Origin of the sequence: Rheinheimera sp. WS51, from assembly GCF_050936095.1 — a bacterium.
Taxonomy (GTDB): domain Bacteria; phylum Pseudomonadota; class Gammaproteobacteria; order Enterobacterales; family Alteromonadaceae; genus Alishewanella.
Map to the genome: position 1 here is coordinate 190,619 of NZ_JBOTRC010000002.1, position 24,045 is coordinate 214,663.

General features: G+C 41.0%; 21 protein-coding genes, 1 pseudogene and 1 riboswitch. Of the genes and pseudogenes, 14 read left to right on the plus strand and 8 right to left on the minus strand.

The genetic code is table 11. The annotated features are described in order from the left end of the window. The first annotated feature begins 29 nt into the window (after nucleotides 1–29). The 7 genes from ACRCA4_RS04705 to ACRCA4_RS04735 all read left to right on the plus strand — a co-directional run bounded on the left by ACRCA4_RS04705 (nucleotide 30) and on the right by ACRCA4_RS04735 (nucleotide 7,322). Complete coding sequence (locus ACRCA4_RS04705) at nucleotides 30–680, plus strand: riboflavin synthase (RefSeq protein WP_433184880.1); 651 nt, start codon at nucleotides 30–32, stop codon at nucleotides 678–680. A gap of 10 nt (nucleotides 681–690) precedes the next feature. Then, a complete protein-coding gene (gene ribBA, locus ACRCA4_RS04710; RefSeq protein WP_433184883.1) occupies nucleotides 691–1,800 on the plus strand; it encodes a bifunctional 3,4-dihydroxy-2-butanone-4-phosphate synthase/GTP cyclohydrolase II in 1,110 nt (369 codons plus the stop codon). A gap of 77 nt (nucleotides 1,801–1,877) precedes the next feature. Further along, complete coding sequence (gene ribH / locus ACRCA4_RS04715) at nucleotides 1,878–2,342, plus strand: 6,7-dimethyl-8-ribityllumazine synthase (RefSeq protein WP_433184886.1); 465 nt, start codon at nucleotides 1,878–1,880, stop codon at nucleotides 2,340–2,342. A 17-nt stretch (nucleotides 2,343–2,359) separates the two neighbouring features. Continuing rightward, nucleotides 2,360–2,773, plus strand: coding sequence for a transcription antitermination factor NusB (gene nusB, locus ACRCA4_RS04720; RefSeq protein WP_433184889.1), 414 nt, complete (start codon nucleotides 2,360–2,362; stop codon nucleotides 2,771–2,773). Nucleotides 2,774–2,807: 34 nt separating this feature from the next. Continuing rightward, complete coding sequence (gene thiL / locus ACRCA4_RS04725) at nucleotides 2,808–3,770, plus strand: thiamine-phosphate kinase (protein WP_433184892.1); 963 nt, start codon at nucleotides 2,808–2,810, stop codon at nucleotides 3,768–3,770. Next, the gene (locus tag ACRCA4_RS04730; protein ID WP_433184895.1) at nucleotides 3,767–4,246 is read left to right on the plus strand and encodes a phosphatidylglycerophosphatase A family protein; all 480 of its coding nucleotides are present in this window, start codon (nucleotides 3,767–3,769) and stop codon (nucleotides 4,244–4,246) included. Before thiL ends, ACRCA4_RS04730 begins: the two co-directional genes overlap by 4 nt. A gap of 22 nt (nucleotides 4,247–4,268) precedes the next feature. Further along, nucleotides 4,269–7,322 carry a ligand-binding sensor domain-containing protein gene (locus ACRCA4_RS04735; RefSeq protein WP_433184897.1) on the plus strand — a complete coding sequence of 1,018 codons (3,054 nt, stop codon included), beginning with the start codon at nucleotides 4,269–4,271 and terminating at the stop codon, nucleotides 7,320–7,322. A gap of 70 nt (nucleotides 7,323–7,392) precedes the next feature. Here the strand turns inward: ACRCA4_RS04735 and dxs are convergent, their stop codons facing one another. From dxs to xseB, 3 genes are read right to left on the minus strand one after another with little or no spacing between them, the layout of a single operon-like run. Next, nucleotides 7,393–9,255 carry a 1-deoxy-D-xylulose-5-phosphate synthase gene (gene dxs, locus ACRCA4_RS04740; RefSeq protein ID WP_433184900.1) on the minus strand — a complete coding sequence of 621 codons (1,863 nt, stop codon included), beginning with the start codon at nucleotides 9,253–9,255 and terminating at the stop codon, nucleotides 7,393–7,395. Between the two features lie 14 nt (nucleotides 9,256–9,269). Beyond that, nucleotides 9,270–10,157 (minus strand): (2E,6E)-farnesyl diphosphate synthase, encoded by an 888-nt coding sequence (ispA, locus tag ACRCA4_RS04745; protein ID WP_433184902.1) that lies wholly within the window; start codon nucleotides 10,155–10,157, stop codon nucleotides 9,270–9,272. A gap of 1 nt (nucleotide 10,158) precedes the next feature. Beyond that, nucleotides 10,159–10,404 carry an exodeoxyribonuclease VII small subunit gene (xseB, locus tag ACRCA4_RS04750; RefSeq protein WP_433184905.1) on the minus strand — a complete coding sequence of 82 codons (246 nt, stop codon included), beginning with the start codon at nucleotides 10,402–10,404 and terminating at the stop codon, nucleotides 10,159–10,161. Nucleotides 10,405–10,599: 195 nt separating this feature from the next. Here xseB and pomA point away from each other — a divergent pair, with 195 nt between their 5' ends. The 3 genes from pomA to thiI all read left to right on the plus strand — a co-directional run bounded on the left by pomA (nucleotide 10,600) and on the right by thiI (nucleotide 13,848). Next, nucleotides 10,600–11,367, plus strand: coding sequence for a flagellar motor protein PomA (pomA, locus tag ACRCA4_RS04755; protein WP_433184908.1), 768 nt, complete (start codon nucleotides 10,600–10,602; stop codon nucleotides 11,365–11,367). A 3-nt stretch (nucleotides 11,368–11,370) separates the two neighbouring features. Further along, complete coding sequence (locus ACRCA4_RS04760) at nucleotides 11,371–12,303, plus strand: flagellar motor protein MotB (protein ID WP_433184911.1); 933 nt, start codon at nucleotides 11,371–11,373, stop codon at nucleotides 12,301–12,303. Between the two features lie 87 nt (nucleotides 12,304–12,390). Beyond that, nucleotides 12,391–13,848 carry a tRNA uracil 4-sulfurtransferase ThiI gene (gene thiI, locus ACRCA4_RS04765; protein WP_433184914.1) on the plus strand — a complete coding sequence of 486 codons (1,458 nt, stop codon included), beginning with the start codon at nucleotides 12,391–12,393 and terminating at the stop codon, nucleotides 13,846–13,848. Nucleotides 13,849–13,856: 8 nt separating this feature from the next. Here thiI and ACRCA4_RS04770 read toward each other — a convergent pair whose 3' ends face one another. Beyond that, nucleotides 13,857–14,774 carry a ketopantoate reductase family protein gene (locus ACRCA4_RS04770; RefSeq protein ID WP_433184916.1) on the minus strand — a complete coding sequence of 306 codons (918 nt, stop codon included), beginning with the start codon at nucleotides 14,772–14,774 and terminating at the stop codon, nucleotides 13,857–13,859. Further along, complete coding sequence (locus ACRCA4_RS04775) at nucleotides 14,741–15,097, minus strand: VanZ family protein (protein ID WP_433184919.1); 357 nt, start codon at nucleotides 15,095–15,097, stop codon at nucleotides 14,741–14,743. Before ACRCA4_RS04775 ends, ACRCA4_RS04770 begins: the two co-directional genes overlap by 34 nt. A 118-nt stretch (nucleotides 15,098–15,215) precedes the next feature. Between ACRCA4_RS04775 and ACRCA4_RS04780 the strand changes: the two genes are divergently transcribed. Together ACRCA4_RS04780 and ACRCA4_RS04785 are read left to right on the plus strand one after the other, a co-directional pair. Further along, the gene (locus tag ACRCA4_RS04780) at nucleotides 15,216–15,698 is read left to right on the plus strand and encodes a YajQ family cyclic di-GMP-binding protein (protein WP_433184922.1); all 483 of its coding nucleotides are present in this window, start codon (nucleotides 15,216–15,218) and stop codon (nucleotides 15,696–15,698) included. 86 nt (nucleotides 15,699–15,784) lie between these two features. Further along, nucleotides 15,785–15,970, plus strand: a riboswitch (cobalamin riboswitch). A gap of 35 nt (nucleotides 15,971–16,005) precedes the next feature. Beyond that, nucleotides 16,006–17,778 (plus strand): TonB-dependent receptor domain-containing protein, encoded by a 1,773-nt coding sequence (locus ACRCA4_RS04785; protein WP_433184925.1) that lies wholly within the window; start codon nucleotides 16,006–16,008, stop codon nucleotides 17,776–17,778. Between the two features lie 114 nt (nucleotides 17,779–17,892). On the opposite strand, the gene msrA is transcribed toward ACRCA4_RS04785, so the two are convergent. The 3 genes and pseudogenes from msrA to ACRCA4_RS04800 all read right to left on the minus strand — a co-directional run bounded on the left by msrA (nucleotide 17,893) and on the right by ACRCA4_RS04800 (nucleotide 22,608). Beyond that, the gene (gene msrA, locus ACRCA4_RS04790) at nucleotides 17,893–18,429 is read right to left on the minus strand and encodes a peptide-methionine (S)-S-oxide reductase MsrA (protein ID WP_433184927.1); all 537 of its coding nucleotides are present in this window, start codon (nucleotides 18,427–18,429) and stop codon (nucleotides 17,893–17,895) included. Between the two features lie 150 nt (nucleotides 18,430–18,579). Continuing rightward, nucleotides 18,580–21,708: an efflux RND transporter permease subunit gene (locus ACRCA4_RS04795; RefSeq protein ID WP_433184930.1), complete on the minus strand. Its 3,129-nt coding sequence runs from the start codon at nucleotides 21,706–21,708 to the stop codon at nucleotides 18,580–18,582. A 1-nt stretch (nucleotide 21,709) separates the two neighbouring features. Further along, nucleotides 21,710–22,608, minus strand: a pseudogene (locus ACRCA4_RS04800) (efflux RND transporter periplasmic adaptor subunit). Between the two features lie 359 nt (nucleotides 22,609–22,967). Here ACRCA4_RS04800 and ACRCA4_RS04805 point away from each other — a divergent pair. Continuing rightward, complete coding sequence (locus ACRCA4_RS04805; protein WP_433184933.1) at nucleotides 22,968–23,627, plus strand: DUF2982 domain-containing protein; 660 nt, start codon at nucleotides 22,968–22,970, stop codon at nucleotides 23,625–23,627. A gap of 75 nt (nucleotides 23,628–23,702) precedes the next feature. Further along, nucleotides 23,703–24,038, plus strand: a complete 336-nt coding sequence (locus ACRCA4_RS04810) for a hypothetical protein (protein WP_433184935.1) — start codon at nucleotides 23,703–23,705, stop codon at nucleotides 24,036–24,038. Nucleotides 24,039–24,045 lie beyond the last annotated feature (7 nt).

A 24,045-nucleotide genomic window follows, 5' to 3' on the forward strand; every position in this document is an offset into this window, starting at 1 on the left:
CTTTAAGATAACCGTGCTAATGGTGGTTTATGTTTACAGGAATAATTGAGGCGGTAGGTGATATTAGCCAAATTCAGCAGCATGGCACTGATTTATCTATTACTGTTACAAGCCAAGAGTTAGACTTTTCTGATGTAAAATTAGGCGATAGCATTGCCACAAATGGGGTTTGCTTAACCGTTACAAGTAGACAAAACCAAAGTTTTACCGCTGATGTATCGGCTGAAACCATAGCTTATAGTCAGTTTGGTCAGTACCAAGTCGGGCAAAGAGTTAATTTAGAGAAGGCTATGTTAGCCAGCAGTCGCTTTGGTGGCCATATAGTCAGTGGCCATGTTGATGCGGTTACCCAAGTGACTAAAATAGTGCCAGAAGGGCGCGCCCTTCAAGTTTGGTTAGCTATGCCTAGTGAATTAGCGCGCTATATTGCCCATAAAGGCTCGGTAACGGTCGATGGTATAAGCCTTACCGTTAATAGCGTGCAAAACGACAGTTTTCGTCTCACTATAGTGCCGCATACCGCAGCACAAACCACAGTGTCACAGTTAAAAGTAGGCACTAAAGTACATATTGAAGTTGATGTTATCGCCCGTTATTTAGAGCGGTTAACTCAAGCTAGTCACTCAGAGCCTGCGCAAGGTGTGACTAAATCCTTATTGTCCCAACGCGGCTTTATTTAAAAGGTTAATTATGCAACTGAATACCCCAGCTGAAATTATTGAAGATATTCGTCAAGGTAAAATGGTTATTTTGATGGATGACGAAGATCGTGAAAATGAAGGCGACTTAGTGATGGCGGCCGAATATGTTACGCCAGAAGCAGTGAACTTTATGGCAACTCATGGCCGCGGTTTAATTTGTTTAACTTTAACCCAAAAACGTTGCCAGCAGTTAGCATTACCTTTAATGGTTGATGCGAATAAGTCACCGTTCTCAACTAACTTTACCTTATCGATTGAAGCGGCCGAAGGGGTAACTACCGGTATTTCAGCAGCAGACAGAGCGCGCACGGTAAAAGCTGCGGTTGCACGTGATGCGCGCCCTAGCGATATAGTTCAACCTGGCCATATTTTCCCTTTAATGGCAAAAGATGGTGGTGTGTTAGTTAGGGCTGGCCACACTGAAGCTGGCTGTGACTTAGCGCGTTTAGCGGGTCTTGAGCCTGCTGCAATGATAGTCGAAATTCTAAATGAAGATGGCACTATGGCGCGTCGTCCTGATTTAGAAATTTTTGCCAATAAGCATCAAATTAAAATTGGTACAATTGCAGATTTAATTGAGTATCGTAATTTACATGAAACCACGATAGAGCAAGTTGCTACTTGTCAGTTATCTACTGAGGTAGGTGAATTTAAATTAGTTACTTTTAAAGATACCATTGATAATCTAGTGCATTTTGCGTTGGTTAAAGGCGACATTAAACCAGATGAAGCAACCTTAGTAAGAGTACATTTACACGATACCTTTAGTGACTTATTAATGGCTAACCGTGCGGCGAATCGCAGCTTCCCATTGCATACAGCTATGGAGCGAATTGCCAATGAAGGTGGTGTATTAGTGTTATTAAATAAGCATGAGTCAGCCGATACCTTAATTGAAACCGTTCAACATTTTGAAGCCGAAGATAAAGGCGAAAAACCACGGAGTAAACCGACGACGGGGACCTCTCGTACTGTTGGGGTGGGATCACAAATATTAGCAAGTTTAGGCGTGAAAAAAATGCGCTTGTTAAGCCAACCTAAAAAGTATCATGCTTTATCGGGCTTTGGTTTAGAAGTTGTCGACTATGTTTGTGACTAAAGCCTATGCAGATTTAAACCTAGTTGTGTTATTATGCACGGCTATTTTCAGCAGCTATTGATTTTAGAGGACTTGCAATGCAAGTAATTGAAGCGGGACTTTCTGCTAACGGCAACAAATTTGCCATTGTTGTAGCACGTTTTAACAGTTTTATTGTTGAAAGTTTATTAGACGGTGCAGTTGATACATTGCAGCGTATAGGTAATGTTGATGAACAGGATATTACCGTCATTCGTGTGCCAGGTGCCTTTGAGTTGCCATTAGCGGTTCAACGTGTAGCCGCAAGTAAAAAATATGATGGTATTATTGCCTTAGGTGCAGTAATTCGGGGTGGTACACCGCACTTTGAGTATGTTTCAGGTGAATGTACTAAAGGTATAGCTCAAGTATCTATGCAATATGATATTCCCGTTGCATTTGGTGTGTTAACGGTTGATACCATAGAGCAAGCAATTGAACGTGCAGGAACAAAAGCGGGCAACAAGGGCTGTGAAGCAGCTATGTCTACGCTTGAAATGGTTAATTTGCTTGCCCAGTTGTAATTAAAAGAGAAATTTACATGAAACCAAACGCTCGTCGTCAGTCGCGTTCACTTGCAGTTCAAGGGATTTATAGCTGGCATGTTAGTAAAAATCCAATTGCAGAAATTGAACAGCAATTGCTGCTTGAAAACAATGTTAAGCACATAGACGTTGGCTATTTTCAAGATTTAGTTCGCGGTGTTGTTAAAAACCATAGTGTACTAGATGAAATGTTAAAGCCTTACCTTGCACGACCTTTTGAAGAGATAGATTTTGTTGAAAAGGCGATTTTGCGTGTTTCAGCCTATGAGCTTAAATATCGTTTAGACGTACCTTATAAAGTTATTATTAATGAAGCTATTGAGCTAGCTAAAGCTTTTGCAGCTGATGATAGCCATAAGTTTGTTAATGGTATTTTAGATAAAGCGGTACGTGAGTTACGTCCAAGCTAAAAGGAGGCCGACAGTCAGTCGGCTTTTTAATTTTATGGGTGAATTTGAACTCATCGCAGAGTATTTCTCAGCTGTAGGGGCAAGACGTCGTGATGTTATTACCGGTGTAGGTGACGATGGCGCAGTGATCCAAGTTCGAGATGGTCATGATCTGGTGGTAACAACAGATACTATGGTCTCTGGTACTCACTTTTTTGCTAATGATGATCCAAGAGCATTAGGCCATAAACTAGTTACTGTTAATGTCAGTGATTTGGCCGCTATGGGCGCAGAGCCTGCTTGGTTATCGTTAGCGTTAACTATGCCTGAAATTAATCAAACTTGGTTAAAAGCGTTTAGTGCTGGGGTTAATGAGACCGCTGAGTATTATAATTGTCAATTAGTGGGCGGCGATACGACTCGAGGTCCTCTTAGCTTTACTATGATGGCTAAAGGTTTAGTGCCAAGAGGTAAAGCTTTATCGCGAAGTGGCGCTAAAGTGGGTGATTATATCTATGTGACCGGCACCTTAGGTGATGCTGCTTTAGGGCTTAAGTTACAACAAGGCTTACACCAAGTAAGTAAGAAGCATCATACTCATATCTTGCAGCGTTTTCAGTTTCCTTCAGCACGCGTTGCTTTAGGCCAAGCATTACGGAATATTGCTAATAGTGCCATGGACTTATCTGATGGTTTATATAGTGATATTCAGCATATTTTACATCGTTCAAGTGTCGGTGCTAGCATTGATGTTCAAAAGCTGCCTTTATCGCAAGCGTTAAAAGACAGTTGTGATACAGCAACAGCTTATTCTCTAGCCCTTTCAGGTGGTGAAGATTATGAGTTATTGTTTACCGTAGCAGAAAACAAACGGGGCTCCTTAGATGTTTTGTTGTCGCCATATGGAGTTGGGTTAACCTGTATTGGTCGTATCACGGGTGTTGCTGGTAAACTAGAGTTAAAAAATGGTGATCAGCAGTTTCATTATCAACCTCAAGGGTTTAAACACTTCGCATGACAATTCCCCAATTTCGTTTAAGTAAATGGCAACACTTTTTGGCTTTAGGCTTTGGCTCTGGCTTAGCGAGAAAGGCACCCGGCACGGTTGGCACTTTAGTGGCAGTGCCAATAGTTGCTTTACTTATGTGGTTGGGTATGCCGTATTTATTTAGTTTTATTATCTTAGGTAGTATTTTGGGTGTGTATGTCTGTGATGTTACAACGGTAGATATTAACCAGCCTGATCACGCAGCCATTGTGTGGGATGAAATTATTGGCTTTGCTATTACAATGTTTTTAGTGCCATTAACATGGCAATATATTGTACTAGGTTTTATTTTGTTTCGTTTGTTTGATATTGCCAAGCCTTGGCCTATTCGCTTTTTTGATAAAACAGTGCATGGGGGCTTAGGTATTATGCTGGATGATGTTTTAGCAGGCATTGCCGCTTGCGCGAGTTTGCATCTGGTTATTTATATGCTGAGCAGTAGTTAATTAACATCGAGGCGTAATATTCATGAAACGATATCTATTCCTGCTGCTAATAAGTTTCTTTGCCACTTACCTTCACGCCTTTAATCCTCAATCAATGCATGACTTTGATATTAAGCATTGGGGTAATAGTGAAGGTTTATCAAGTAATTCAGTTCGAGCTGTAACTCAAGATAATCAAGGTTACCTTTGGTTTGGCACCCTGTACGGTTTAAATCGCTTCGATGGCAATGAGTTTGAGCACTTTGATACAGGAAGCCACACTACACTGCTTAGCAATAGTATTACTAAGCTATTAAAAGATAGTAATGGTTATATTTGGATTGGCACTAAATTTGGTCTTAATGGCGTTAACCCTGAAACGCTCTTATTTGATCGTTATCAAATTGAATCAGAAATATCGTCATTAATTGAAGTTTCAGCAGGAGAGATCTGGGTAGCTGCTGAATACTTATATCGGGTTAAAAATGATCAAGTTAGCCGAGTAGAAAAAATTAAGGAGCCAGTACATCAGCTAGAAAGGTTGGGAAATAATATCTGGATAACCAGTATGCATTGGCTATACCAGTACGATTTAACTAGTGATACCCTTACTCGTTACGCCTTACCGTTAGAGCTGGTACAAATACCTATTTATGATTTAGCCTGGTTTGAGGGGCAGCTGTATTTAGCTAGTGAATCGGGGTTATTTACTTTAAGCGACAGTGGCGTTATTAGTAAAACCCACTTACCAGATAACACAGACGTAGCGGTTTATAAGTTGTTTCATGATAGTTATGGTAATAATTGGATTTCAGCGAATAGAAAGTTATTTCATCAATATGCCGAAAAAGAGTGGCAATATATTACTGCTGATGAACTAGGTGACTCCCCTTGGTTTAGTGACATTTACGAAGATAGAGAACAAAATATTTGGTTAGCCAGTTATAGTGACGGTGTTTATCGTTCAGCAATTGGCAATATAAACCGAGTGGTTCCTGAGGGGACCAACCCCATTATATGGAATGTATCAGTTTCGCCTTACGACACACTAGTGTTCTCGAGCCCTTCAGAGATAGGTGAGTTATCAAAGAATGGTGATTATAAAAGATTATTGAATACTGAAGGCTTAAGTTTAGGCTCAATTCATGAAGTGTACTGGCCGAACGAGAATGAGTTTTGGCTGGCCACGGCGCAAGGCGTTTATTCTTATGATACCCATGCTAATACCGATATGGTGCGCAGTGTTTTTGCCCAGTTAGACAAAAGTCAGGTTAGAGTGCTACAGCCAGCCCAGCAAGGTGGCGTCTGGGTTGCCGGTGTGATGGGTTTATTTCATTATCAAAATGGTAAACTTGAGCCTTTTAGTTTAATTAATGAATTAGAAACTCGGCATATCACAGTATTGAGACAACAGCATGATGCCATGTGGTTAGGGACTATACGTGGTTTATACCAATATAAAGATAATAAGCTAACTCAGCTAGGTACCGATACAGCGTTAATTAATAGTTATATTACAGATATCTTAGTACTAGATAATGGCAGCCTGTTAGCGAGTACGCTTGATAATGGTCTTTTTATTAAGAATCCTAAGCAAGATTGGTTTCAATTACACCATAGTAATGGTCTATTGCAGAACCCTGTTGTTAGCTTGCAGTATGATAAAGTAAATGAGGTTGTTTGGCTTAGCAGCTTACATGGCATTTTTCGTTATAATAAATCGGATTTAGAGAAACTACCTAACTTAGAATCAGGGCAAAACTTAGTGGCAGATGAGGTATTAAGCCCTTATGATCGACAGCTTGGCACTATTCCTGGTCGGTGTTGTAATGGTGCAGGCCACGACAAGGTGGCTTTTTGGCAACAACGATATTGGTATCCAACTTTAAAAGGTATGGTGTCAGTTCCGGCAAATCTTGATCAGCAAAAACAGCGGCAAATAAAGCCTGTAATTAAACGGATCCAAGCTAATAAAGAATACAATTTAAATACAAAACAAAATCGCTTGTTATTAGAGTTAAATGAGCGAACGCTAACTATTCACTATACCGCCTTAGAGTTTATCAAGCCTAGTGCCCTTGAATTTCGTTATCAGTTACAAGGATTTGAAGATGTCTGGCATGAAGTAGGTGGTAGGCGAGAAGCCATTTATACTAATTTAGGGGCTGGCCGTTTTACCTTTCGTGTGCAGAGTCGGTTTGCTAACCAAGCTTGGCAAACTAAAAATATTACTGAGTTTGAAATAATAGTACCGAAGCGATTTGATGAAACGCTGATATACAGAGGCTTATGGTTATTATTAGCGTTATTTTGTTTGTATGGCATATTGTGGCTACTAAGACGTAACGCTATTAATAAGCAACATCAGCTTGGCCAATTAGTTAAACAACGCACCCAAGAGCTAGAAAATAGTAATTTGAAACTAAATGAGCTAAATGAGCAAATGGCGTTGCTTACTTATAAAGATAACCTAACTGGCCTGCGCAATAGACGGTTTATGTTTGAACAGTTACCTAAAGATATTGAGCATTTTCATCGCAACCGTGAGTCTATGCAAAATCAAGGTAAAGGCGTTGCTTTATTGCTATTAGATTTAGATAACTTTAAACGTATTAATGATCAATACGGCAATTTGGCTGGTGATAATTGTATGCAGCAGGTGGCGTGGTTATTAATTCGTGAAACACGCGGCTCTGACTATGTGGTGCGTTTTTCGGCTAATGAATTTGCTATTGTTTTACGTGATATTCAAATTGATTTAGTTGGACAGTTTTGTAATCAATTAAATGAACAAATTGGCCGTACTATCTTTAGTTTACCCGATGGCAAAAGTACTCAGTTAACTTGTTCTATTGGTTATGCGCTATATCCATTACCTTTATTAGGCGGACAATTAATTAGTTGGGAAATATCGTTACAGCTAGCAGGAATTTCGCTTTCTCACGTTAAACACTCGGGGAAAAATGGCGTAGCCAGTATCGACTTTGATCAACAGGTGGATGCCTTTGAATTTGAAGATTCAGTACAAATTGAAGCCCAAATAGAGCGTTTACTGTCTGCTGGTTTAGCCCATTTTAACTTGTACCGAGCAAGCTAAAATTAAGTAACTTAAATAAAAAAACACTAGCAGGGCTAGTGTTTTTTGTTTGCGGAAGTCTTAACTCGTTCTACTGAGTTTTTGCCTCAATGCTAGCGAGAATGCCAGCACTATCTAAGCCTAACTCTGCATATATTTCTTCTTGAGTGCCATGTTTAATAAACTGATCGGGTAAGCCTAAGTTTATACTGCGCACAGCTAGGTTTTCAGCGGCAATAAATTCATTTACGGCCGAGCCTGCGCCGCCCATAATGGCATTGTCTTCTACTGTAACAAAGACATCGTGTTGCTTTGCAAGCTGTTTAAGTAAAGCTTGATCCAACGGCTTAACAAAGCGCATATCAATTAAGCTGGCATCTAATTGCTCTGCTGCATGCTCACAGGCGCTTAAAAGCGTACCAAAGGCTAGGATAGCAATAGACTTACCCTGACGTACTTGTCGCGCTTTACCTATGGCTAATAGCTGCATAGTGTCTTCTGTAGCTATACCCGTTGCGCTACCTCTTGGGTACCGTACGGCTGCAGGGCCAGAGTATTGATAGCCGGTATACAGCATTTGCCGGCATTCATTTTCATCTGAAGGCGCCATGATAATTAAATTAGGTATACAGCGCATAAAGCTTAAGTCAAAAGCACCTTGGTGGGTTGGGCCATCTGCGCCAACAATGCCGGCTCTATCAATGGCGAATAACACATCTAAGTTTTGCAGAGCAATATCATGGATAACTTGATCATAACCACGCTGTAAGAAGCTAGAGTAAATAGCCACAACCGGTTTTAATCCTTCTATGGCTAAACCTGCCGCTAAGGTAACTGCATGTTGCTCGGCAATGGCGACATCAAAATAACGATTCGGATATGTTTTTGAAAATTTAATTAAATCAGAGCCTTCTCGCATAGCGGGAGTAATGGCTTGTAAGCGCTCATCTTGCTTTGCCATATCACATACCCAGGCTCCGAAAATATTGGAAAAACTCGGTAAGCTGGTTTTTTTAGCCGGTTGTTGTTTATCGTCTGGGTTAAACTTAGAAACAGCATGAAAACCAATGGGGTCGGCTTCTGCTGGTGCATAACCTTTGCCTTTTTTGGTTACAATATGCAGCAGTTGCGGCCCTTGCATATTGCGCATATTGCGGATGGTATCGACTAGGCCAATAACATCATGGCCATCAATGGGGCCGATATAGTTAAAACCTAACTCTTCAAAAAACGTACCCGGTGTGACCATGCCTTTAAAATGTTCTTCAGCCCGGCTAGCTAATTGATGTAAAGGTGGTACACCACTAAGAATTTTTTTGCCGCCTTCACGTAAGCTAGTATAAAAGTTACCAGAAAGAATGCGGGCAAAGTACTGGTTTAAAGCACCAACGTTTTCAGAAATAGACATTTCATTATCGTTTAAAATAACCAGCATGTCGGGGCGAACTTCACCGGCATGATTCATGGCTTCAAATGCCATGCCTGCCGTGATAGCACCATCGCCGATAACAGCAGCGATTTTGCGTTGGTTACGGGCTTGTTTAGCCGCGATAGCCATACCTAAAGCTGCACTAATTGAAGTGCTAGAGTGACCAACTGTTAGTACGTCATACTCGCTTTCTTCACGGTAAGGAAATGGGTGTAAGCCGTCTTTTTTGCGAATAGTTTGCATTCTATCCCTACGCCCAGTAAGAATTTTATGCGGGTAAGCTTGATGGCCAACATCCCAAATTATGCGGTCAAAAGGGGTATTGTAGACATAATGTAGCGCGACAGTTAATTCAACTGTGCCAAGGCCTGAAGCAAAGTGGCCACTACTTTGACTCACTGAATGTAATAAAAAACGCCTTAACTCTTGGCTAAGTGCGGGTAACTTCTCTTGCGGCAACTGTCTGAGTTGCTCAGGAAGATTAGCTTTTGCTAACAGTGGGTAATCGTTAATTTCCAACGCCATATTCTATGCCTGTATTAAAACCTGCGGTCGACTATATATTGCGCAAACTGGCGCAACTCATCGGTATTATAGGGTAATGATGCCAATGCATTAAGGGCATCTTGATAAAGTTGTTGTGCTTTGGCTTTTGCTTGGGGTAAACCAAGTAGTATAGGGTAGGTTGCTTTATTGGCTTTACTATCTGACCCTTGTGGTTTACCTAATGTTTGGCTATCGCTTTCAATGTCGAGGATATCATCTTGAACCTGAAATGCTAGCCCTAGTGCAGAAGCAAATTGCTGTAATTTAGTTAAATCAGCTGGATTTTGTTTTGGGCTACATAACCAAGCTAGCTGCACAGTAAGCTCAATTAAAGCCCCTGTCTTTAAACGGTGCATGCGCTCGAGTTGTGCAACTGTTGTCGCTTGGTTGGTTTGCATAATATCGATAGCTTGGCCACCGCACATACCTGCGTATCCTGATGCGCGACTAAAGTGCTGGATCATTGCGACAATATCTTTTGCTGCAACGTTCTGATAAGGGTGCTGACTAAGTATTTCAAATGCTAAAGTTTGTAAAGCATCACCAGCTAAAATGGCGGTAGCTTCATCAAATGCCTTATGGCAGGTTGGTTTGCCCCGGCGTAAATCATCATCATCCATCGCTGGTAGGTCGTCATGAATTAATGAATAACTATGTAAAGCTTCAATGGCTGCAGCAGGACCATCTAAATCGTTTAAATTAGCACCAAGCATAGTGCCACAACTATAGATTAAAAAAGGTCTAATGCGCTTTCCGCCCATTAATAAACTATAGCTCATCGCGTCTAAAAGCTTAGGCTCTGTCGGCTGATAGGACTGCAAAACCTGTTGTAAATGGCGCTCGACTCGTGTTTGGTATAGCGCTAAATTTTCTGTCGACACCTTAGTCTCCTGTAGGTGCATCAAAAGGTAATAAGTTTTCTTGTTGCTGTTGCTGCATAAGTACCTGTACTTTTTGTTCAGCGGCTTGGAGTAATTGTTGGCTGTGTCTTGCTAACGTAATGCCACGTTCAAATTGTTGCAACGACTGATCAAGTGATAAATCGCCTTGTTCTAATTGCTGTACTATTTGTTCAAGCTCAGACAAAGTCTGTTCGAATTGGCTTAAATCGGCCTTTTTTTTACTCATCGATGCCCCTAAAAATATCGGAAAACCTATTTCAGCGCACTATTATGGTCAATCACAGCGCAGAAGTGAAAGCTTAAATGTATAATTTAATGTATTTTATACTTAATGATTCGTTATTGTTGTCGATATAGCGTTATACACTAAGATAAACTAGCGCAAATTAGGCTGAAGTAGTCACGGGTAAAGGAGATTATAGTGGATATAGCAACCATTGTTGGCATGTTAGGCGCCATAGGTTTTGTGATTTTAGCTATGGTGCTAGGCAGCGCCGGTAATGTCGGTATATTTTATGACACCGTATCAGTATTAATTGTGGTATTAGGCTCAATTTTTGTTGTGGTATCAAAGTTTACCTTAGGCCAGTTTATAGACTCAGGTAAAGCAGCTGCTAAAGCTTTTATGTTTAAAATTGAGCCACCTGAGGAGTTAATTGAAAAAGCGGTGCAATTAGCAGATTCAGCTCGAAAAGGCGGCTTTTTAGCGCTAGAAGAAGCAGAGATCCCCAACGAGTTTATGCAAAAAGGCGTCAATATGTTGGTAGATGGCCATGATGCTGATGTTGTAAGAGCGACTTTGTTAAAAGATATTAGCTTGACCGAAAAACGGCATGAAATTGCTATTGGTGTATTTAAAGGTTTAGGTGATGTTGCTCCTGCGATGGGGATGATTGGTACCTTAGTCGGCTTGGTTGCGATGTTATCGAATATGGATGATCCTAAAGCTATAGGACCTGCGATGGCGGTTGCCTTATTAACCACCTTATATGGTGCTTTTATTGCTAATGTTATTGCTATTCCAATTGCCGATAAATTGTCTGTTAGGAATCAACAAGAAAAACAAAACTATCAGTTAATTGTAGATGCGATTTTGGGTATTCAAGATGGCCAAAACCCGAAAATTATTGAAGGTATTTTACGTAATTACCTAGCACAAGGTAAACGTGAAGAGGCTGTGGTGGAGTAAGTCATGAACGAAGAAGCTGAAGAGTGTAAATGTCCGCCTCCGGGCTTGCCAATGTATATGGGCACCTTTGCTGATTTAATGGCACTTTTAATGTGTTTCTTTGTCTTGTTATTAGCTTTTTCTGAAATGGATGTTTTAAAGTTTAAGCAGATAGCCGGTTCAATGAAATTTGCTTTTGGGGTACAAAATAAAATTGAAGTTGATGATATTCCCAAAGGCACCAGCGTTATTGCGTTAGAGTTTCGCCCAGGCAGACCTGAGCCTACGCCCATTGAAACCTTGCAACAGCAAACCATGGAAATTACTCAGCAGGTTATTGAGTTTCAAGCGGGTGAAGAAGACTCAGCCGGTGGCAGAAAAGAGCAGCGCGATGATATGACCGGCGCAGAATCATCGAGTAATGCCGAGCAAACGGCTGATGCCGAAGCGGCGCAACAAGCAGCTCAAGAGCAGATTAATGACCAAGTAAAGAAATTAGCTGAGCAACTAGAAAAACAAATATTAGATGGCGCTATTGAGCTAGAGTCATTAGGGCAACAAATTATTATACGTATTCGTGAAAATGGCTCTTTTGCCTCAGGCTCATCTTTTTTACAGCCTAGGTTTAAACCCATAGTGCAGCGTATTGGTTTGCTATTGAATGATGTTCCCGGTGAGATAACGGTTACCGGCCATACGGATGATATCCAAGTTTCTAATGAACTGCATACCAATAATTGGGATTTATCGGCTAAACGAGCAGTATCTGTTGCCACCGAGATGGTAAAAGCTCCAGGCTTTGACCGAACTAGGCTGGTTGTTGTCGGCCATGCCGATACTAAGCCTTTAGTGCCTAATAACACAACGGCAGATAGACGCCGAAATAGACGAGTAGAGATATCTATTATGCAGGGTAAGGCTAAAGAGTCGGATATTGTTAGTTTAGAAAATAATTAACATGAACATTTGGTGCGCAGATTAGGTCTTTGCCAAGAGATCCGCTATAATCTGCGCCACTTTTTTCTGCATCAACGTTAGCCACTCATGATTGAATTTATTATAAAGCTACACCCTGAAATTGTTATTAAAAGCAACTCTGTTCGTAAACGGCAAACTAAGTTATTAGAGCGTAATCTAAAAACTATCTTAGTTCAGGTAGAGCCTTCGGTTCGTGTTAATAATAACTTTGATCATCTTACTGTTCGCTGTGAAAGTGATAGTGAGACACTACGGCAAAAACTGATTGATCGCTTAAGCTGTATTCCGGGCATTGTTAACTTTTCTGAAATGCAGTCGAGTAAATTCACTACATTAGATGACATTTATCAGCAAGTTAAAGATGTGTATGCCAGCCAGTTAGAAAATAAAACATTTTCTGTTCGTGTGCGTCGCATGGGTAGCCATGATTTCACGTCAATTGAGGCTGAACGCTATATTGGTGGCGGTTTAAATCAATTAGTCGCAAGTGCAAAGGTTCAGCTAAAAAAGCCAGATATGGTGGTGAATTTAGAGGTTAAGCGCGATTTACTTATCATGGTGCGACACACTCATGCTGGCATGGGGGGCTTTCCGCTGCCGTCACAGTCTGATGTTTTATCATTAATCTCAGGTGGTTATGACTCCGCTGTAGCTAGCTATTTAATGATCCGTAAAGGCTTGCGCACCCATTATGTATTTTTTAACTTAGGTGGTGCTGCACATGAAACGGGTGTGCGTGAGATGGCACATTTAATTTGGCACAAATATAGCCTGTCGCATAAAGTGAAATTTGTCAGCGTTAACTTTGCCCCCGTAGTTGATGAAATTTTAGAAAAAATAGATAACGGTTTAATGGGCGTCGTGTTAAAAAGAATGATGATGCGCGCAGCCTGTAAAGTCGCTGAAAACTTAGGTATTAAAGCCATAGTTACCGGTGAAAGTATCGGCCAAGTTTCTAGCCAAACTATTGCCAACTTAAATGCGATTGACCGCGTAACGGATATGTTGATATTACGCCCGCTTATTTATCATGATAAGCAACAAATTATCGATATTGCTAAACAAATTGGTGCCGAGGACATTGCTAAAAGTATGCCAGAGTACTGTGGCGTTATTTCTCGTAAGCCAACAATTAATGCCGTTTTATCTGACGTGTTAGCCAACGAAGATAACTTCGATTTCGCTGTATTAGATTCGGTAGTTCAGCAGGCCAAAGTGTTAGATATTCGCACTATTGATTATCAAGCAGATCAGCAAGCGCATGTAATAGAACAATTAAGTGAATTACCGCCTAATGCAATAGTGCTGGATATTCGCTCGCCTGAAGAAACGGACTTAAAGCCATTGGCAATAGCAGATAGAGAGATTATTGAATTGCCATTCTTTCGCTTAAGTAGCCAGTTTGCTAATTTAGATCAAAATAAAACCTATTACTTCTATTGTGATCAAGGCGTGATGAGTCGTTTACAGGCCTTAGTTTTACAAGAGCAAGGCTTTACTAATGTGGCGGTTTATCGCCCATAGTTTCTGTACTAGCTATAACTTGCCTGCAGTTGCAACACTTGTTGTTGTAGCTGCAAGTTTAGCGGGGTAGCTTGGTTATAGTGGCTACCTTGGTTAACAATAAAACCAGAAATAGCGTCAATTTCAGTTTTCCTGCGATAAAAAACATCTTGTTGCATTGAGCTAAAGTTAGTGGCTGTTGCTTGCATAACGTGGCGTACCCGTTGCACCGACTCCTCAATAGCCATTTTATAGCCCGCAGCTTGACTAACCGCACAGACTTCGCTGACTATTTGCAAAATAGTCGAGGCAAATTTTTCCTGTAGTAAATCACCATTTGGGCAATTATTAATCGCCGTTAATGGATTAATTACCGCATTAATTAGCAGCTTTTGCCATAAATAAGGCTGAATATCTGGCACTAACTGTAGTGGCCCAAGAGCGATTGCCAGATCTTTTTCTATCGCAGCCAGATGCTGCTTTGCTGCTAGGTTCAGCGGTGCTGCTATTGATTGACCTTGCCCTGTATGCTGTATTGTATTGGCTGATGTTTTCAAAGCACCATGGGTGGTGGTTAAAAACCATAAACCTTGGTTTGGTGTTAGTAAAGAAAGTAAAGGCTCTATCGTTCCCATACCATTATGGCTAATAACAAGCTGAGCATCTGGGCTTAAGTTAGGTAATAACTGTTTAACAGCTGCAATAACATCATAGCTTTTCACCGGAACCAGCACAGTAGAATAGGGGGGCTTAGCGGGTGCAAACTGTAGAGATTGTGCCGGACCAGCAACAGGCGTAAATATAATTTCGATACTGCTAGGCTGACGCAAATGGAGGGCAACAGAGCCTGAGCTAAGGCTTAAGCGCGAGGCAGCTAACAGGCCAATAGCACCTTGGCCCACTATGGTCCAGTTTAAGCCCGACGACGAGGACGAATTCGATGCCATAATGCTCTACATAGATAAAAACTAATAATACCAACAATATCAGCCAAAAAGTCCAGCCAATCACCATTGCGACGAGTAAAATAATGTTGGGCTAATTCAATAGCCGCACCATAGCAGCTTAAAAATAGAAATGCCGAAACCAGTTTAAGCTTAAAGCCTTTCCATAATAAGCCGCTTAATACTGCAAAGATTAAAAAGTGAGCAAGCTTGTCTAAATGCGCTAGTCCCCCAGCTATACGGTAGCCTTGTAACTCAGCTAAAAAGCTAGCGGTTGCCCCAGCAAAACCTAAGATACAAATTATTCGATAAAGTTGTTGCGGCACAAAGACTCCCTTAATTCGGTTTCTATTTTTATTTGTCGATAATAACAGGCTCGGATTGTAGCAGTTTTGTGGTTATAATCGCTAGCAAACAACAAGGCTTAAGTTTAGGAGAAATAGCATGCCGTCATTTGATATTGTGTCTGAGGTTGATCAGCAAGAAGTGCTAAATGCTGTGGATAATGCCAACCGAGAGTTAGCAACTCGTTTTGATTTTCGTGGCGTCAATGCTGAATTTTCTATCAAAGATAAATTGATTACTATGCAAGCTGAAGCTGAGTTTCAGTTACAGCAAATGCTAGAAATATTTTTAGCTAAAGCTATTAAGCGCGGTCTAGATGTACGGTCTTTTAAAGAAGGTGATGTGATTCACTCAGGCAAAACTTATAGCCAGAGCCTAACCTTACAACAGGGTATTGAGACGGTCATGGCGAAAAAGCTGGTTAAATTAATCAAAGATAATAAGTTAAAAGTACAAGCTTCTATTCAAGGTGATCAAGTGCGTGTTACGGGGAAAAAACGTGATGACTTACAGCAAACTATGGCTGTAGTGCGTGGCGCTGAATTAGAACAAGCTTTCCAATTTAATAACTTCCGCGACTAATTATCGATGGCACTTAGTGCCTTGTTTTTGGTTTTAAGTGTTATTGACCCTACAAATATCGCAAGCTAAACTGCGCGCGGCCTCATCAGGAGGCCGATTTTTCTGGTGCTGCAGGAAACTGCAGGTAAACGGGAATCTGGTTAAAATCCAGAGCTGCCCCCGCAACGGTAAACAACTCAATACGCTTAATGGCCACTGTCTTACGATGGGAAGGCAAGCGTAGGCGCAAGCAGGTTGTCAGCCCGGATACCGGCCGAAAAACTCAATTCTAGTTTAATGGTGCGGTGGGCACCCTTTTGGAGTCGACATGTTAAAACCTGCTATTGCAGCTGTGTTAGCTGTATATTCTTGCACGGCCCTTGCCAGTGATCTTGATGTTAAAAATGTGGAGCACATAAGTGTTTTTGCTCATCGCCAAGCTATGGCGCAGCCCAATGTGCTGGCCAGTATTTCAGTGCTGGAGCACGTTGATATTATGGCACGGCAAGCGAATGATTTACCTGAGTTACTCGCTCAGTTAGTTGGCGTTAATTTAGCGAGAGACGGAGGCCGTGGTCAAAATGCCAGTCTTTATATTCGCGGCGGTAACACGGGGCATACCTTAGTTTTAATCGATGGTGTGCGGGTAGGTACTGCAACTTTAGGTTATAAAAGCTTAGCGATGATGCCGTTAGAGTTAATTGAGCGCATCGAGCTTATTCGTGGTCCTAGAGCAGCATTTTATGGCGCAGATGCTTTAGCTGGGGTGATTGCTATTAGTACCCGGCGAAGTCAGACTGTTGCTATTAATGGCAATATAGCAAGCTATGGCCAAATGGGTGCTGATATTAGCATAAGCCACACGCTAGATAACCTTAGCTTATGGGCCACTGTAGGGGTGAATCAGGCTGATGGGTTTAATATTAGACCCGATCTGGATCCTGACAATGATGGTTATAAACAAAAGTTTATTAAATTGTCAGCAGACTATCATTCCCGTTTAGGTTTATGGCAATTAAAAACTGATGTGAATTCGGGCCGCTATCAATTTGATTCCGCTTGGAGTGAACAAGATCAATCAGATACCTTAACTCGTAGTCATCAGTTAGGCTGGCAGCAGCAATTTGGTCAGTGGCAACATCAAGTGCAACTGAGCCAAAGTTTAGATAATGATACCCCTTTTAGTGCCAATTCTCGTTCAGCTTTTATTACGCAACGCGAAGAGTTTAGTTATCAAACCTTAGGCCATATAAATTCTGAGCTGACATTATTGGCAGGATTAAACTGGTACCAAGAAGATGTCGCAAAATCAGCTACGGCCTATGAGCAAACGCAGCGCAATAATAAAGCTGTATTTACCGGCATAAATTATCAGTATCAAGGGCTGCATCTTGACCTAACGGCTAGACGTGATGTGTTTAGGCAATATGGTGCTGAAAATACCTGGCAATTCGCGGCGGGTTATCAGGTATCACAGCATTGGCAACTTAGGGCTAGCCGAGGCACAGCCTTTAAAGTGCCTTCATTTAATGCCCTATATTATCCAGGTTATGCTAATCCAGACTTAAAACCTGAGCAAGCCCGCTCAGATGAAATAGGGCTGCGTTACCATAAACCGCAATTCCAACTTGAACTCAGTTGGTTTAACCGTGATGTTACTAATCTTATTCAAGGTGTAGAGCAAGCGCAAAACGTAAAGCTGGCAGCAATAAGCGGTATTGAATTGAGCCTTGTTAAACAATGGCAGCAAGTATCAACTGAGCTTGCTTACACATGGTTGGATGCTAAAAATCGTAGCACCGGAACTCAGTTAGAGCGTCGTCCTGAAAATACTCTGCATTGGCGCAGCAGCTATCAAGGCGATACTTGGTCTTTATTTATCACAGCAGATCATCAAACTGGGACTTATCAAGGTATATACTCAGCGGTTGAAAATTTACCGAGTTTCACCCTTTGGGGCTTAGGTGCTAGCTATCAGCTGAATACTAATTTAGTCATTCGCAGTGCAGTTAAAAATATGTTTGATAAACAGTATCAAACCAGTGCTGGTTATGCCACCGCTGGCGCTAATATTAACCTGAGCCTTAGCTACAGGCTTTAGGCCCGTTATGAATACTTAATACTGAGTGTTTAATGTTGAGTTGTAGCTTTAAGCCGCTTCGCCAGTTAGCGATGCGGCTTTATTTTATGCTATTTTGCAATAAAAGTTAGGGTATTAGCTTTTAAGTAAATCAGCATATCGTTGGCGAAATTTAGCCATTTTTGGTGCAATAATCACCTGACAATACCCTTGCTCTGGATGCTGCAGGTAATAATTTTGATGCTGCTTTTCTGCAACATAAAAGTTGCTAGCTGGGGTTAAAGCTGTAACGATATCTTGGTTAAAAACAGCTTGCTCGGTTAATTGATTAATCAGTTGTTGGCTAGTTGCTAACTGGTTTTGGCAGTGATAAAAAATGACTGAACGGTACTGGCTGCCAATGTCATTACCTTGTCTATTTAATTGTGTTGGATCATGCAAACTAAAAAAGACCAAACACAGTTGTTCAAAGCTAATTAACTTAGGGTCAAACACCACTTGAACAACTTCTGCATGGCCACTTTGGCCTGAGCAAACAGCTTCATAATGTGCTAAGTCTGCTGGGCCTCCCATATAACCACTTAATGCTTGTTTAACACCAGTTAACTGGTTCATTGCTGCTTCTAAACACCAGAAACAGCCTGCGCCAAAGGTCGCGGTTTGTAATGACATAGTTCCTCTTTCAGCTAAGCTAAGGGTTGAAATACAGTATAGCATTGGGCTTTTGCTAACGAGTTTATTCTGACAATAAAAAAGCGCTCTTGTTTAGAGCGCTTTAAAATAATTAACTAAATTAGCAGTGATAGACAACACCCTTAACGTTTAAGTTGTTGGTGGCACTTCATCTGCAGCATGGGCATCTTTACTTTCTTGCTCTAGCTTAGCTAATTCTTGCGCTAAACGTTTAGGTGAACCGGTGTTGCGAGCAAAGGCCATATAAGTCACGGGCACAACGTAAATTGTCATTAATGTTGCTAAGATTACGCCACAGAAAATCACCATACCAATAACCATACGGCTCTCAGAGCCTGGGCCATTAGCAATAATCAGTGGAATACTACTCATACTGGTTGTAAAGGCCGTCATAACAATAGGGCGCAAACGCTGGGTTGAGGCTTGTTTTACCGCTTGGCTAAATTCAATGCCGGCATCACGTAGTTGGTTAGCAAACTCAACAATTAATATACCGTTTTTAGCCACTAAACCAATAAGCATAACTAAGCCTATTTGGCTGTATATATTTAGCGTCATGCCGCTAAAGTATAAGCCAGATAAAGCGCCGATCAGGCCTAATGGCACTGTAATTAAAATAACCAAAGGATGAATAAAGCTTTCAAACTGAGCAGCTAACACTAGATAGGTAATTAATAAAGCAAGAATAAATACCATTAAGGTTGCATCACCACTTTCTTGGTAAAGCAATGATTCACCTTTGTAATCTATACCTACAGTGTCGTGGATCTCAGTTTTTACGATCCCTTCTAAGTAGTCTAAGGCCTCGCCTAAGCTATAACCCGGTGCTAACCCCCCACTTAAGGTAATAGAGCGCATTCGGTTATAACGGTTTAAGCTAGAAGAGGTTGCTTCTTCTTTTAAGGTCACTAAGTTATCTAAAGAAATAAGTTGACCAGACACAGAAGAGCGTAAGTACACGTTCGATATAGCGCCAGGTTTAGAGAAATCATCATCTTTACCTTCAATGATCACATCATACTCTTTACCCCGATCTAAGAAGGTTGTTACGCGTCGGCCGCCCAACATGGCTTCTAGGGCGCGGCCTATGGCACCAACTGAAATACCTAAATCACCAGCGCGTTCAGTATTAATTTCAACTAACACTTGCGGTACGGTTTCTTTATAGTCGTGATCCAGCATTAGAATATTTGGGTTCTCAGCCGCTTTGTTGATCACAATATCTCGCCAGCGAGCTAGCTCTTCGTAGGTATTACCTTGTAATACTAAGCTTATAGGTCGGCTTCCGCCGCCACCGCCACCTAAGCCGCTGCGCATAAAGGTAAAGGCACGTACATCGGGTAACTGGTTAATTTCTTTACTTACTTCGCCCATTAATTCTTGGGTTTTACGTTTACCGTTGGTCCAGTTTTCAGAGCCAACAATGGCAACACCACCGCTATTGCCCCAACCTGGAACCCGAAGTAATAAGCGATTAAATTCACCCTTTTCATAGTAGGGCATTAATATATCTTCAATTAAACGCATATTCCGGCTGTTACTGGCATAACTGGCGCCTTCAGCTGGGCTCATCATAATAAAGAAGGTACCGCGATCTTCACTAGGTGCTAATTCACTGGGTAAAATTTTCACCAATAAGAAGCTAGCGATAAAACACAATACCACGACTATCATAACTGGCCAGCGGGTGTCACATACTATTTCTAATTGACGTTGATAGGCATTCTCTAGTTTGTTGAATCCCGTGTGTAGCCAAACACCTAACTTACTTTCGCGCTTTCTATGCACTAACAGCTTGCTAGATAACATAGGGGTTAGGGTAAGGGCAGCTACGCTAGAAAAAGCAACAGCCGCAGCTATAGCCAAAGCAAACTCAGTAAAGAGTTTACCTAATTGACCTTGCATAAAAATAAGTGGTACAAAGACTGAAATCAGTACTAGGGTTGTGGCTATAACCGCAAAGCCAACTTCACGGGCGCCACGATATGAAGCCAGTAGCGGGTGTTCGCCACGTTCTATACGGCGATAGATATTTTCAAGCACAACAATAGAGTCATCAACCACTAAGCCTATCGCTAATACCATAGCTAGAAGGGTTAATAAGTTAATTGAAAAATCTAGCGCATATAACACGGTAACTGCTGAAATTAACGCCACAGGCACAGTAACAGCAGGGATAAAGGTGGCGCGGATATTACCTAAAAATAAGAAGATAACCACGACAACCAGCACCATAGCAATGGCGAGGGTGTTGTAAACTTCTTTGATAGATTCAGCGATAAATAATGATGAGTCATAGCCTGGCTCTATTGTAGTGCCATCCGGTAGACTGTCTTTAATTCGCTCCATTTCAGCGCGTGCATTTTTGACCACTTCTAACGTATTGGCTTTAGATTGCTTAATAATGCCAATACCTAGTAGGTTTTTACCATCACCGCGAAATTCACTTTCTTCATTTTCTGCGGTTAATAATACATCGGCAACTTCACCTAAACGAACTAGATAATTATTTTCCCCCCGCTTTATTACTAAGCGACGAAAATCTTCTTGGGTTTTATAGGTGCGGACAACGCGAACGGTAAAGTCTCTTTCTAAAGACTTTATATTACCCGCAGGTAATTCGACGTTTTCATTGCGTAATACGGCTTCAATATCTTGTACTGTAACGCCACGAGAGGCCATAGCATCTTGATCAAGCCAAATTCGCATAGCGTAATCACGAGCACCGCCTAATTGTAAACGGGCAACGCCATCGACCACTGAAAAACGTTCGACAATATATCTGTCGGCGTAATCTGCAAGCTCTAGCGAGGTCATGTTTTCGCTGTTCATTACAAACCAAGCAATAGTACTTTCATCATCACCCGCTTTATACACCTCAGGCGGGTTTGCTTGATCAGGTAAGTTATTTAAAGCTCTAGCAACACGCTCGCGAACGTCGTTAGCCGCAGCATCAATATCACGCTCTACATTGAATTCAATAGTGACATTAGAGCGGCCATTACGGCTGCTTGAGGTAATGTTTTTAATACCCTCAACGCCACTGATGCGATCTTCAATTAACTGCGTAATTTTCGATTCAACAATTTCGGCTGAAGCACCAGGGTAGCTAGTACTTATACTGACGATAGGGGAGTCAATATCAGGAAACTCACGCAGAGGTAGCATGGTAAAACAAACAATACCAAAAACAACTAAGAGTAAGTTAACAACCGTAGCAAAAACAGGGCGTTTAACTGAAGTATCCGATAGCCACATATTATGCTCCAACCCGATTAATTTCAGTGCCTTCGCGTAGCTTTTGGATACCCTCAACAACAATTTCGTCGCCGTTATCTAAGCCTGATAATATTTCTACCCAACCTGGAATACGTTGACCAATTTTTACTTCTTGGCGAGACACCTTGTTTTCTGCATCCACTAAATAGACGAATTGTTTGTCTTGTTGTGGTACTAAGGCTTTTTCTGAAATCTGCATAACTTCACGTTGATTCAATACCAGTTGAACATTAAGCAGCATGCCAGGGCGTAACCGTAAGTCACTATTATCAATACTGCCATGAACAGTGATAGTGCGGGTAACAGGATCTAAGCGGGTGTCTATAGCGCTTACATTACCGGTAAAAGTAATGTCACCATAGGCAGTATTTTTAATTTTAAATGCCATCCCAGTTTAAGCTCAGCTAAGTAATGTTCAGCAACACTAAATTCTACTTTTAAGGTTTCTAAATCGTCTAAGGTTGTAATTACAGTGCCGCTATTTAAATAAGCACCTTGGCTAACCTGACGTAAGCCTAAATAACCAGAAAAGGGGGCGACGATGGTCATTTCAGCTAACTGAGCTTTGGCTATATCTAATTGCGCTATGCTGGTATTAACTCGAGTTTGCTGCTCATCAATTAATGATTGGGCAGTTGCTTGGGTGCTGGCAAGGTTTTTAAGCCGCCCTAATTGCCGCTTTTGATCTGACAAAATGGCCTCAAGCTCAGTGACACGTGCCCGTTCTTGGACATCATGTAAGTGCGCAATCACCGCACCTTTCGCTATAGCTTTACCTTCTTCTATATTTAATTCAGTAATAAAATCATTAGTAGGAGCGATAATTTTAATGGATTGATTAGCGATAGCCGTGCCTAAAGAGGAGACACTTTTAACCATAGGGCTTGTTTTAACTATAGATGTTGTAGCGGCTACTGGAAAATTACCGCCACGACGCTGGTTATCTTGCGCAGAGGGGTTCCAATATAAATAGGCAACAAATACAACTAGGCCAATTAATATTACCCAAATTAATCTCGAATGAACTCTGGTCACAAAAACTCCGCTTATTGTAATTAAAATATCGTCATCGTTATTGTATGTAAAAAACGTATCAAGTGGTTTCCTGTTATCGCACTCGAAATGCTATTGGTCGTATTGTTAATGGCTAGGCGACTAGCTAATTTTTAGCTATTGTAAATAGTGTTAAGCATATATGGTTGTTAAAATGATTATGTATACATTTATTAAGGTTTTATATGAGTAAACAACTTATCGCTAGCACCGCTAGTTATGGCGGTGCTAAATTAATGCTGGTAAGTTGTGCCAGCTTAGTTGTCATTATTCTTGTGAGCATGTGGCTACAGCAGTTTGGTTTAATAACTGGATTAGCGCTTATTGTTGCAGGATTAGGTGTTTTTGCTGGTTGGGCTAAATTAGCAGAACCTGTTTATTTACTTCAGTTGGATGAACAAGGCCTGCGGTACTTTCATCGAAAAGGCAGTTGGCTGTTACCTTGGTCGAGTTTTTTATATAGCGGGGTGCCGGAATTTAATAATAATGATTTGGCTTTTATAGGCTTTAAAGTTACCAATTATGATCAGTTTTTAGCGCACTTACCGTTACGTTTAGCCGTAGCGATTATGACAGAGCAACGGGCTATATACTTAGATGTAGTGCGTCAATCTTGCGCCAATGGACAGTGTGGCAGCGAAGTGTTATCTGAAGTTGATAATTATACCACCGCACAACAGGTGTATACTGGCATTAAAGCTGCTTTTTGTTGGCGAATGCAGCGTTTACAGCAAACTACCCAATTTGATTTGTTTGTTCCTATTACCTTAGATAAAGAGCAAGCATTACAACTTAGTCGAACAATCAATACTGAAAGGCTAGGTTTTTTAAGTGAAAAACCTTAACTTAACAGGAATCTAGACACTCTGCTATGACTGTATCATAATGCAAGAGTTAACAAATTTTAAGCAGGAATAAAAATGAGTAATTATGAAAGAGCGTTTTTAATTAGTGGCCGAAATACGATAATTCATAAAAATAAAAAATTAGATTTAATCGTTATTAATGAAGAAAGCGATCCAGTAGTTATTATTACAAGAAATGGTGTTAAACGATTCACAGGAACAGTACCGTCGAATAGAGCTGAAGCAAAAGAGCAATATATGGAAGTGGTCAATGTATCTAGCTCAGAAGTATTTAGCGAAACGAAAATATTATTATTCGTGCAAGCAATAAATAATAAAGAATATAAAATTGATTATAGTAAAGCAGACTCAGACTTATTTATTCGCATTCACCAAGACAATTATATTTAATAGTTGA

Coding starts and splice junctions, on each gene's coding strand:
- ACRCA4_RS04705 (WP_433184880.1), top strand. CDS start 30: ATGTTTACAGGAATAATTGAGGCGGTAGGTGATATTAGCCAAATTCAG.
- ribBA (WP_433184883.1), top strand. CDS start 691: ATGCAACTGAATACCCCAGCTGAAATTATTGAAGATATTCGTCAAGGT.
- ribH (WP_433184886.1), top strand. CDS start 1,878: ATGCAAGTAATTGAAGCGGGACTTTCTGCTAACGGCAACAAATTTGCC.
- nusB (WP_433184889.1), top strand. CDS start 2,360: ATGAAACCAAACGCTCGTCGTCAGTCGCGTTCACTTGCAGTTCAAGGG.
- thiL (WP_433184892.1), top strand. CDS start 2,808: ATGGGTGAATTTGAACTCATCGCAGAGTATTTCTCAGCTGTAGGGGCA.
- ACRCA4_RS04730 (WP_433184895.1), top strand. CDS start 3,767: ATGACAATTCCCCAATTTCGTTTAAGTAAATGGCAACACTTTTTGGCT.
- ACRCA4_RS04735 (WP_433184897.1), top strand. CDS start 4,269: ATGAAACGATATCTATTCCTGCTGCTAATAAGTTTCTTTGCCACTTAC.
- dxs (WP_433184900.1), bottom strand. CDS start 9,255: ATGGCGTTGGAAATTAACGATTACCCACTGTTAGCAAAAGCTAATCTT.
- xseB (WP_433184905.1), bottom strand. CDS start 10,404: ATGAGTAAAAAAAAGGCCGATTTAAGCCAATTCGAACAGACTTTGTCT.
- ACRCA4_RS04760 (WP_433184911.1), top strand. CDS start 11,371: ATGAACGAAGAAGCTGAAGAGTGTAAATGTCCGCCTCCGGGCTTGCCA.
- thiI (WP_433184914.1), top strand. CDS start 12,391: ATGATTGAATTTATTATAAAGCTACACCCTGAAATTGTTATTAAAAGC.
- ACRCA4_RS04770 (WP_433184916.1), bottom strand. CDS start 14,774: ATGGCATCGAATTCGTCCTCGTCGTCGGGCTTAAACTGGACCATAGTG.
- ACRCA4_RS04780 (WP_433184922.1), top strand. CDS start 15,216: ATGCCGTCATTTGATATTGTGTCTGAGGTTGATCAGCAAGAAGTGCTA.
- ACRCA4_RS04785 (WP_433184925.1), top strand. CDS start 16,006: ATGTTAAAACCTGCTATTGCAGCTGTGTTAGCTGTATATTCTTGCACG.
- msrA (WP_433184927.1), bottom strand. CDS start 18,429: ATGTCATTACAAACCGCGACCTTTGGCGCAGGCTGTTTCTGGTGTTTA.
- ACRCA4_RS04795 (WP_433184930.1), bottom strand. CDS start 21,708: ATGTGGCTATCGGATACTTCAGTTAAACGCCCTGTTTTTGCTACGGTT.
- ACRCA4_RS04805 (WP_433184933.1), top strand. CDS start 22,968: ATGAGTAAACAACTTATCGCTAGCACCGCTAGTTATGGCGGTGCTAAA.
- ACRCA4_RS04810 (WP_433184935.1), top strand. CDS start 23,703: ATGAGTAATTATGAAAGAGCGTTTTTAATTAGTGGCCGAAATACGATA.